The organism is Pseudoflavonifractor sp. 60 (genome assembly GCF_009911645.1).
Classification (GTDB): domain Bacteria; phylum Bacillota; class Clostridia; order Oscillospirales; family Oscillospiraceae; genus Lawsonibacter.
Window position 1 is genome coordinate 17,181 of the sequence record NZ_QWKI01000134.1, and the last position, 10,108, is coordinate 27,288.

The 10,108-nt window shown below is 56.9% G+C and carries 11 protein-coding genes and 1 tRNA gene; 7 read left to right on the top strand and 5 right to left on the bottom strand.

Annotated elements, in window-relative coordinates:
• Nucleotides 1-93 precede the first annotated feature (93 nt).
• The 3 genes from D1646_RS14820 to dinB all read right to left on the bottom strand — a co-directional run bounded on the left by D1646_RS14820 (nt 94) and on the right by dinB (nt 3,621).
• On the bottom strand, nt 94-1,197 hold the full coding sequence (locus D1646_RS14820) for a hypothetical protein (RefSeq protein WP_160637210.1): 1,104 nt from the start codon (nt 1,195-1,197) through the stop codon (nt 94-96).
• 61 nt (nt 1,198-1,258) lie between these two features.
• Complete coding sequence (locus D1646_RS14825; protein ID WP_160637211.1) at nt 1,259-2,287, bottom strand: inorganic phosphate transporter; 1,029 nt, start codon at nt 2,285-2,287, stop codon at nt 1,259-1,261.
• Between the two features lie 95 nt (nt 2,288-2,382).
• Nucleotides 2,383-3,621, bottom strand: coding sequence for a DNA polymerase IV (gene dinB, locus D1646_RS14830; RefSeq protein WP_160637212.1), 1,239 nt, complete (start codon nt 3,619-3,621; stop codon nt 2,383-2,385).
• 154 nt (nt 3,622-3,775) lie between these two features.
• On the opposite strand from dinB, the gene D1646_RS14835 reads away from it, so the two are divergent.
• On the top strand, nt 3,776-4,675 hold the full coding sequence (locus tag D1646_RS14835) for a radical SAM protein (RefSeq protein WP_160637213.1): 900 nt from the start codon (nt 3,776-3,778) through the stop codon (nt 4,673-4,675).
• 170 nt (nt 4,676-4,845) lie between these two features.
• Here D1646_RS14835 and D1646_RS14840 read toward each other — a convergent pair.
• A tRNA-Pro gene (locus tag D1646_RS14840) sits at nt 4,846-4,922 on the bottom strand.
• A 106-nt stretch (nt 4,923-5,028) separates the two neighbouring features.
• On the opposite strand from D1646_RS14840, the gene D1646_RS14845 reads away from it, so the two are divergent.
• From D1646_RS14845 to D1646_RS14870, 6 genes are all read left to right on the top strand, one after another.
• Entirely contained in the window at nt 5,029-6,072 is a 1,044-nt protein-coding gene (locus tag D1646_RS14845; RefSeq protein WP_160637214.1) for a M23 family metallopeptidase, read from the top strand.
• Nucleotides 6,069-6,626: a peptidase M50 gene (locus D1646_RS14850; RefSeq protein WP_160637215.1), complete on the top strand. Its 558-nt coding sequence runs from the start codon at nt 6,069-6,071 to the stop codon at nt 6,624-6,626. The genes D1646_RS14845 and D1646_RS14850 overlap by 4 nt, the downstream gene beginning before the upstream one ends.
• Nucleotides 6,627-6,714: 88 nt before the next feature.
• Nucleotides 6,715-8,553 (top strand): TIGR03960 family B12-binding radical SAM protein, encoded by a 1,839-nt coding sequence (locus tag D1646_RS14855; RefSeq protein ID WP_160637216.1) that lies wholly within the window; start codon nt 6,715-6,717, stop codon nt 8,551-8,553.
• On the top strand, nt 8,546-9,211 hold the full coding sequence (locus D1646_RS14860) for a TIGR03936 family radical SAM-associated protein (RefSeq protein ID WP_160637217.1): 666 nt from the start codon (nt 8,546-8,548) through the stop codon (nt 9,209-9,211). Before D1646_RS14855 ends, D1646_RS14860 begins: the two co-directional genes overlap by 8 nt.
• A 66-nt stretch (nt 9,212-9,277) precedes the next feature.
• The gene (locus tag D1646_RS14865; protein ID WP_160637218.1) at nt 9,278-9,460 is read left to right on the top strand and encodes a DUF4177 domain-containing protein; all 183 of its coding nucleotides are present in this window, start codon (nt 9,278-9,280) and stop codon (nt 9,458-9,460) included.
• A 3-nt stretch (nt 9,461-9,463) separates the two neighbouring features.
• Nucleotides 9,464-9,829 (top strand): thioesterase family protein, encoded by a 366-nt coding sequence (locus D1646_RS14870; protein ID WP_160637219.1) that lies wholly within the window; start codon nt 9,464-9,466, stop codon nt 9,827-9,829.
• A 17-nt stretch (nt 9,830-9,846) separates the two neighbouring features.
• Here the strand turns inward: D1646_RS14870 and D1646_RS22860 are convergent.
• Nucleotides 9,847-10,108, bottom strand: a 262-nt coding sequence (locus D1646_RS22860; protein WP_207709443.1) for a hypothetical protein, incomplete at its 5' end; no start/stop codon positions are given.

Consider the following 10,108-nt stretch of genomic DNA (forward strand, 5'->3'; position numbering starts at 1 on the left):
GTAAGAACCCTTTCTGAAAGACTCGCAGGCGCGCGCCTGTACGGTTGCTTCCAGATTAGACTATGCGCAGGCGGGGGAGAGGGTGCGCGGGGCTCACAGAGAATTACCTGCCGACAACAGGAAAGCGTCCCAGTCCCTCCGCCACACATTTACGTACCCGCCATTCACAAACCGGAATCGGGGGTCTCCATTGTCAAAGATCATCTGCTCCTTCCTCTGCCAGATATCAGGCCCTATATAGTGGGTGCCATAGTGTTTTATGACCGTTGTGTGGAATCGTTCTTCCAGCAGTCGGTTTACCGTTCGGAGAAGGGTTCCCCCATATATGGGGCGGGCGCGCATAGCGGTGATGTTTCCTGGAACAACAATCCCTTTGATATCTGTCCTGAGCCCACCCAGAGTTACGTCGATGGCGTTATGCGTGTACAAATCCAGTGCATGAAATGATTTTGGTATTTTATCGTCCTGGAACCGCGCAGAAAACAGTTGGCAGACATGGTCAAACCGAGCGTCTTCTGTTCCGCACCAATACTGCATAGAAGTATGCCGTGTCTCCAACTGTTGGAAAAATGCCAGCATATCCCGAGAAGATGCGTAAAAATGCAGGGTTCGCTCTGGAGGAGGACAGAGGAACCGTGTATTCTTGAGTTCTGGAGCCAGCAAGTCAATCCATGTCTCCCATGTTGTGGTATACTGCTTTTCCCCGGAAAAGGAAAATGTCGTATCTCCCAAAAACACCAGACGCTCCCGTTCCTGGAAAACCTCCGGGCCATACAGGATTCCGTCAATTTTTTTCCAGCTTTTCTGCATAGCCCGTTTGATGGCCAGAAACAGGTTTCGAGTTGAATTTTGCACCCCAGGCGGACAGTATAATTCGTTCATCACCATCACACAGTCTGGGCGCGCGTCTGTGACGGTATTGCAAATGCGCAACTGGACACGCTCATTAGAAAAATAATAGCCGCGGGCATTTTGGACGGGGTTGAGTGTCGTATCACGGTTATATATATCGAAACAATATGTGGGATCAACGGCGTACCCAAAACAGTCAATTTCATCACATGAATCAAATATGTCCAACAAATCAAGGCTTGGAGCAACATCAGCGCCCCATACATAGCGTATATCAATCTTCTGCTCAATTTTCTGAAATAACGCCTTGATATCTGACGGTGAGGCAAAAAAATATTGTACCATACATAACTCCCTCTATCTTTCGTGCTTTCCTGGGCAGTTTAACACCGGGACAGGCGGACTGTCACAGCGTCAAAAATACCCGTGCCATCCAGTACCCAATGGCCATACAGCCGGGGAAGGTGAGAACCCAGGCCAGGGCGATTTTTCCGGCGACGGCCCAGTCAGGGCGGGCGGCTCCAACAGAGCCGACCCCCAGCAGGGCACAGGTGCGGGTGTGGGTTGTGGAGACGGGCAGACCCAGCAGGGTAGCGCCCAGCAGGCAGGCGATGCTGCCCAGGTCGGCGGCCAGACCTTCCCGGGGTCCCAGTGCTACCATGTCCCGGCCCACAGTGTCGATAATTTTTTGGCCCCCCATAAGGGTCCCCAAGGCCATAAACAGGGCGCACAGGGCCATGAGCCACAGGGGAATGAGGAAGGTCCCCTCGTCGGCCCGCCCCTGGGCCAGCGCGGAGCCCAGCAGAAAGACGCCAATAAACTTTTGTCCGTCCTGCGCACCGTGGAGGAACGCCGCCGCTGCCGCCCCAGGGACTTGGGCCAGAAGGACTGTACGGTGAGATAGCTTTACGGGTTTCAGCCCCCGGTATACCGCCTTTCCAGCCCAAAATCCGGCGGCGGCAGACAAAATCAGCCCCAGTCCCACCTTGGCCCAGCAGCCCCAGCGAATGCAGGAGAAGGAGCCCTCCAGCGCCACCGCCGCCCCGGAGATGCCGGCCACCAGGGCGTGACTCTCGCTGGTGGGGATGCCGAAGAGCCAAGCCGCCGCCGCCCACAGCACAATGGCCGTCATAGCGGCGCACAGAGCGGTGAAGGCGGCCTTGGTCCCGCCGCCGAAGGAGGCGATAGAGTATACCGTCTCCGCTACTGAGGCGTTTACCGAAGTGACGCACAGAACGCCCAGAAAGTTGCAAACCGCCGCCATAACCACCGCGGGCCGGAAGGGGAGAGCTCCCGTTACCACCGCCCCGGCAATGGCATTGGGGGCGTCGGTCCAGCCGTTGACCAGCAGAACGGCCAGGGTGAGCAAAACAGTGCCGGACAGTGCGGGATTCTCGCTCATTTGAACTAAAAAATTCCAAAAAGACAGGGGCATGGAAACACCTCCATGCCCCAAATTATGCGGACCAACCCTGGGATAGCACATGGAAAGAGCGGAAGTCTTCTGTTCTAAAAGACAACTTTTTATCACTAGCTCTGCGCGGTGCCCGGCGGTGGGGCGTGGCGCTCTTGGCTTGGATTCCATGGGGTGGAAGCGGAGGCAATAGCGCCCGGTCCGTACTTGGCCCGAATGGCGTCCAAAGTGCCCTCCAGTTTCTCCAGACGGCGGCGCTTCTGGTCCTGTTCCGCCGCGAAGAGGTTCAGCTGAGTCCCGGCCTCTCTGGCAGGGATCAGGTAGATGGCGGTCACCGTCAGCGCCCGCACGGGATTAGACATATTCCAACAGCCGTCCGCCAGCGCCATTGCCGTCTGGGTCAGCTCCCGGGCTAAATCAGTGGGGGTATCCAGTTGGACCTGGCGGCTGATATCTTTGAAATCAGGGTCCCGAATGGCAAGGGAAACTCCTTGACACTTCATGCCGTGTCTGCGTAAGCGGGTGGCTACCTGGTCAGATAGCTGAGCAATACCCGCTTTGATCTCCTCCCGGCCCTGGAGGTTCTGGGGGAAGGTGTAGCCATTGCCCACCGACTTGGGAGGGGTGTACTGTTCAGCGGGGGCCACAGGGGAGTGGTCCTGTCCGCTGGCAAAGTCGTGGAGCTGGACGCCGTTTTTGCCCAGCAGGGAAAAGAGCTGCTCCCGGTCGAAAGCGGCCAGGTCGCCGATGGTACGGATGCCGAATTTCTGAAAGGTCTGAGCCGCCGCACGGCCCACATAGAGCAGGTCGGTGACGGGGAGAGGCCAGACCAGCTCTGGAAAGTTTTCCCGGGTTATGACAGTGGTGGCGTCAGGCTTTTTGTAGTCGCTGCCCAGCTTGGCGAAGACCTTGTTAAAGGATACCCCTACCGAAATGGTCAGTCCAAAGTGGCCTCGGACCTCTTCCCGCAGGCGGTCAGCCAGCGCTCGGGCGTCTCCGCCGAAGAGGTGGAGGGTACCGGTGACGTCCAGCCAGCTCTCATCAATGCCGAAGGGCTCCACCAGGTCGGTATACTCCTGGTAAAGGCAATTTACTTTACGGGAAAAGTCCCGGTATACTCCGTGGTGGGCGGGGAGGAGGACCAGGTCCGGACACTTCTTCTTCGCCTGCCAGATGGTCTCTGCCGTCTTGACCTGAAAAACCTTGGCGGGCTCATTCTTGGCCAGAATGATACCATGGCGGCTGTTGGGGTCGCCGCACACCGCAACAGGGAGGTGCCGCAGCTCCGGGTGGGACAGCAGCTCCACCGAGGCATAAAAGCTGTTCAAATCGCAGTGAAAAATGACCCGCTCCACGTTGAGCGCCCCCTTGTGTATCACTCTCTGAGGACAGTCACAGGCCGCCCCTGTGAGATATTATACGCCGGCGGAGGAGAAAAGTCAAACAATTGTTCTGATTTTCTTGACAGATTGGTATGAGTCTGGTAAGATGGGGAGGAGGTGAGACGGTATGGACTACATTCCCGCCAAACATCTGCTCCACCGGAACAAGTCAACGGAGTGGTTTGGCACCGACCACACCATGAATATCTATCGAGGGTGCTGTCACGGCTGTCTATACTGCGACAGCCGCAGTAGCTGTTATCAGAATCCGAACTTTGACCAGGTGAAGGCCAAAGCGGACGCCCTGCGCATTCTCCGGGATGACCTAGCTCGGAAAGCAAAGCCCGCCTTTATCACCATGGGCTCCATGAGCGACCCTTACAATCCCTTTGAACGGGAGCTTCAACTCACCCGCCACGCTCTGGAGCTCATTGACGCCTACCAGTGCGGGGTTGCGGCGGCCACAAAAAGCGACCTCATTGCGCGGGATGTGGAGCTGTACCAGATAATTCAGGCGCACTCTCCGGTGATCTGTAAGCTAACCGTCACCACCGTTGACGATGCCTTGGCGGCAAAACTGGAGCCCCGCGCGCCGTTACCCAGCCGCCGCCTCAAAGCGCTGGAGGCGCTGTCGAAGGCCGGAGTATTTTCAGGCGTGCTCCTTATGCCGGTGCTGCCCTTTTTGGAGGACTCGGCGGAGAATGTCCTTGCCGTGGTGGACAGCGCCGCCCAAGCGGGGGCACGGTTCGTCTACGCCGCCTTCGGGGTCACGATGCGGGACGGTCAGCGGGACTATTTCCTCAACGGTCTGGACCAGGCCTTTCCCGGCAGAGGAATGGGGGAGAGGTACCGCAAGAAATATGGTTCCCGCTATTCCTGCGCCAGCCCACGGGCCAGAGAGCTGTGGGAGCTGTTTTCCCAGCGGTGTCAGAAATTGGGCCTGCTGTATCAGATGAAACATATCATTTCCGCCGCTGTTGGAAGCTATGGGGACCGGCAGCTGACATTTTTTGATTTAGTGCAGTGATTCGCAGAGAATGGTGTGTAAAACGTATGCGGAATACTGCGTGAAAAAGAGGGTCAGGGCATAACGCCCCGGCCCTCTTTCCTATTCGCCAATAAAAAGCACAAAAACATTTAACAGGGTTAAAAGAACACTTACGGGGCATCAAAGTCAACGCTTCATGCCCCGTAAGTTGGTCCGAGCGGCGGGATTTGAACCCACGGCCTCTTGGACCCGAACCAAGCGCGATACCAAACTTCGCCACGCCCGGATGGACCATCTACTATCATAATCTCTTTTTTGCTTTCTGTCAAGAGTAATATTACAAGTGATTTCTAAATAAACTCTACCAAAGCAGCTGAATAGGAGGGACGTCCATGTACAATCAGGGCATACAGCCAGCAGGCCGCCGTGTATCCAGCACGGCGCTGGGAAGGAACCGCCGCCGGACAGCTGCCCGCAGTCAGGAGCAGGTACGTCTGGTTCAGCTGGCGGTTTGTCTGGCGCTGTTTCTCACAATATTTCTCTGGAAAGGGATATTTCCCCAGAAACTGGCTCAGCTCCGGGAGGACATTCAGGCTTTGATCTCCAGCGATGTAGACTTTGAGAAAGTTTTTGCCGGTCTGGGAAGGTCGTTGGCGGGCGGGGATACAGTGCTGTCAGATTTTGGAGATTTCTGCAAGGAGGTATTTGGAGCCACATCTCAGGAGGAACCCGCCCAGGTGTCAGATTTTATTCCTCCTCAGCCCAGTGGGGTATTGGAGGAGGAAGTTCAGTTTTTAAACACAGTCACCACACAGGCCGCCAAAACGGCGCACTATGCAGACTTTTCCAGTTTTGGTCTGGAGTTGGAGACGGAATTGCCGTCGGTTCCGGAAGCTGAGCCTCCAGTGGAGGAGACAGTTCAGCCGGAGGAATCGGAGCCTGCCGCAGTACCGGCAGCGGGAACAGTAGTGGTCTTCTCCGATTACAGCGGCGACCCTCTTCCCAGCAACTACACCATGGATCAGATCTCATTTGGCGACTTGGAAACCATGACACCAGTGTTGGGTCATTTGAATTCCATTTACGGCTATCGGGACCATCCTATTAACGGCCAGTACATCTTCCATGGCGGAGTGGATATTGGCGGCCAGTTGGGAGATCCAATTGCAGCCTTTGCCTCTGGAACAGTGGAGTATACCGGAGAGAACGATTCCTACGGCCTCTACCTCCAGCTGGACCACGGCAACGGTGTAAGATCCTTCTATGCCCATTGCAGCAAGATCGAGGTGACCAAGGGGCAGGCGGTGAGCATGGGGGATACCATCGCCAGGGTCGGGTCTACTGGGACCTCCACCGGGCCCCACCTCCATCTGGAGCTGAAATACAATAAAATGCACGTTGATCCCGCCTATTATGTGGATTTTTTAGAGCCATGATACAGTTGGGCAAAGTAGAGATGACGGGAGGCTTTTTGCTTCTGGCGGCCTGGCTGAATTATTTGGACCGAAACTTTCTGCTTCCGATAGCGGCGCTGTCCTGCGGCGTCCACGAGTTAGGTCACTATATGACCATTCGGATCCTGGGGGGAGATATAAAGCGGATTCGCTTAACAGCGATTGGGGCGGAGATGGTCTTGCGGCGGCCTTTGGGCTACTGGCAGGAGGGGCTGTCCGCGCTGGCAGGGCCAGGGACAAATTTGCTGTTGGCGCTGACCTGTTGTGAGAGAGGCGGCTTTGCTTTTGCCGGGCTGAATCTGACTCTGGCCTGTTTTAATCTGCTGCCGGTGGGACGGCTGGACGGCGGACGGGCGCTGTACTGCACCTTGGCGCTGCTGACTGGACCAGACACAGCGGCGCGGACAGTCGGAATACTTGGGTGGATTTGCACGCTGGGACTGCTTACGGCGGGGCTTACAGCGGGGATTCGGGGCAATCTCACCCTGCTTTTGGCGGCAGTGTGGCTGGCCTCGTCGCTGACCTCGACAAAATAATTGACGCAGAAGAAGAAATAGGGCTTGTCAGCGGGACAGGAAACAGGTAAAATAGAAGGCACGTCGCATGATCGCAGGGAGGAAGAAGATGAATCGTGTCTTAGAGCATATCCTGTCCAAGGTACAGAAACCCGCCCGATACACAGGGGGAGAATTTAACGCAGTGGTCAAGGACAAGCGGGAGGTGGACCTGCGCTATGCCCTTTGCTTTCCCGATACCTATGAGATCGGGATGTCCAATTTGGGCTGCCGTATCCTATATGGGGTCATGAATCAGCGGCCTGACGTCTGGTGTGAGCGCTGCTTTGCCCCCTGGGGAGACATGGAGGAGGAGATGCGCCGGGCAGGCCTGCTCCTCTACGGCCTGGAGAGCGGTGATCCCATCGCTGATTTTGATATCCTGGGTTTTTCGCTGGGCTATGAGATGGCCTATACCAATGTGTTGAATATGCTGGACTTGGCCGGTCTGGACCTGCGGGCTTCAGACCGGCGCGAACTGGCTCCGCTGGTGGTGGCAGGGGGGACCTGCTGTTACAATCCGGAGCCTCTGGCCCCCTTTGTGGACCTGTTTATCCTGGGCGAGGGAGAGGAGGTGACCCTGGAGTATATCGACCTCTACCTCCAGGCCAAGGAGGAGTGCTGGTCCAAAGTGGAGTTTCTGGAGGAGGCGGCCAAGATCAAGGGGGTCTATGTGCCCTCCTTTTATGAGCCAGTCTATCGAGAGGACGGCACTCTGGAGGAGGTAAAGGCCCTGAAGGGTGCGCCAGAGCTGGTCACCAAACGGATTATCCAGGATATGGACAAGGCCTATTTTCCGGTGAAAACCATCATTCCGTCCACGGAGATTGTCCACGACCGGGTTATGCTGGAGCTGTTCCGGGGCTGTATTCGGGGCTGCCGGTTCTGTCAGGCGGGCTACACCTACCGGCCAGTGCGCTCCCGCAGCCCGGAGCTGCTGGCAAAGTACGGCAAGGAGGCCTGTGAGGATTCCGGCTATCAGGAGATGACCCTGTCCAGTCTGTCCTCTACCGACTACCCCGACCTGCTGCCCCTGTGTGATGAGCTCCTGGACTACTGTGCCCCCCGGGATATTGGCCTGTCCCTGCCCTCTCTGCGGGCGGATACCTTTTCCATGGGGCTGATGGAGCGGCTCCAGCGGGTGCGCCGGGGCGGATTGACCTTTGCCCCCGAGGCGGGGACCCAGCGCCTCCGGGACGCTATCAACAAGAACCTGCGGGAGGAGGACCTGCTCCAGTCCTGCCGCACCGCCTTTGCCGGGGGGTGGAACGGGGTCAAGCTGTACTTTATGCTGGGCCTGCCCACCGAGACCGACGAGGATGTGCTGGGGATTGCCGACCTGGCCCGGAAGGTCTACTTCACCTGGCGGGAGTACGCCCCCAACAAAGCCCGAGGGGTTCGGATTACCGTGTCCACCTCCTGGTTTGTGCCCAAGCCTCACACCGCCTTCCAGTGGGAGGCGCAGATCACCGCAGAGGAGTACCAGCGGCGTGTGAATCTGCTGCGGGACGCCCTGAAACGGGACAAATCTATCACCTACAACTGGCACGATCCCCAGACCAGCTATCTGGAGGCCGTCCTGTCCCGTGGAGACCGGCGGTTGTCCAGTGCGCTGGAGTGGGTCTGGGAGCACGGGGGGAAGATGGACTCCTGGACAGAGTATTTTGACTACCAGCGGTGGCTGGATGGGCTGGCCGCCTGTGGGTTGAACGGAGACTTTTATGCCCACCGGGAGCGCACCCGGAATGAGGTGTTTCCCTGGTGCAGGATCGATACCGGGGTGACTCCCGAATTTTTGTGGCGGGAGCGAGAACACTGCTATGCCTCTGAAACGACCCCAGACTGCCGTACTCAGTGCTCCGGCTGCGGAGCCAACAGGCTTTTGACAGGAGGTGGCCGCTGTGGCTGATCGGCTGCTGTTTACCAAGACGGGACGGGCCCGGTATATCTCCCACCTGGACCTGATGCGCACCTTCCAGCGGGCCTTTGCCCGGGCCAGGATACCCATCAAGCACACCGAGGGCTTCAATCCCCATCCCTTCGTTTCCATCGCTCTGCCTCTGTCGGTGGGCTTCTCCAGCCAGTGCGAAATTTTGGAATTCGGGCTGCTGGAGGGAACAAGCCATGAAGAAGTTCCTAAACGCCTTACCGCCGCTATGCCGGAGGGTATCCTTGTCCACCAGTGCTACCCGGTGGAGCGGAAGCTGAAGGAGCTCTGTTATGTCAACTATATCATGAATTTTGACTACCCGGAGGGCCGGCCTCAGGCAACGGAGCCTGCTATGGCGGCGCTGTTGAACAGGGAGAGCCTGGTGGTCAAAAAGAAATCCAACAAGGCCAAGGCGGGTTTTACGGAAGTTGACCTGATCCCTCTGATCCGCAGCTGGCGCATTGAGTGCCAGAGCGACAGTATGATGGTGGATCTGGTGACCTCCGCTCAGAATCCTGGCCTGAATCCGGAACTGATTCGCGCCGCCTTTTGCGGGGAGTACCCGGAGTACGCCCCCGATTTTGTCACCTTCCACCGCCGGGATGTGCTGGACGGGGAGGGGAGGCCTTTCCGCTAACCGTTTCTTCCTTTTTTCTTTAAAAAGAAAAAAGGAACTTTTCCCTGTTTTTAGAGGTGGAATACGATGTATACCTATGAATATGAGCGCATTTACACAAAAGGGGTTATTCGACTGAAATTTGAGGATCATGAAGCGGTCATTACGCGTCGCGCTGAGGATGGCTGGCGATACGTAGGCTGGATTCCAGTAACACAGAGTAACGGCTTCATTGGAGAAATGGACCTGATTTTTGAGAAAGAGGTGTAACAAATGGACAAGCCCACTCAGCACAGTCTGACCTGGACGGTGGACGACACCATGACAGCTAAGCGCATTGGAACTGCGGGGGCGAAGATTCTGTCGACCCCCAATATGCTGGCCCTGATGGAGGCCTGCGCTCTGGAGCTGGCCCGGGAGTACCTGGACGAGGGTATGACCACCGTGGGAGCCGAGGCCCACATCCACCATCTGGCCCCCACTCCCGTGGGTATGAAGGTGACTGCCACCGCCACTCTGCGGGAGATTGAGCGGCGGAAGATGTGGTTTGACCTTGAGGTCCACGACGAGAAGGGCAAGTGCGGCGAGGGCTCCCATCTGCGTATCATGGTGCCCCAGAAGGACCGAAGTCAGCCCTGAAATTTTTTACGGAAGCTTTATGCGATTCGTTTCGTAAAGTAGAGAAAATTTGTGGAGCGGGTTGGGGTAGTTCCACCTTGTGATACCGCAGGAGCGCACAAGCGGCGAAGCCGCTTGCCCCCTTTGGCAAAGGGGGTGGGGGGATTGTCCCTGGAAGCACTATCTTCTACCTCAGATTTTAAGTCGAAGTAATGCCTGCTAATCAATCCCCACCGCTTCGCGGAGGGCAGATTGTCAATGAAGTGCAACAAAAAAGAAAAAGGAGGAGTCAGGAGGGTT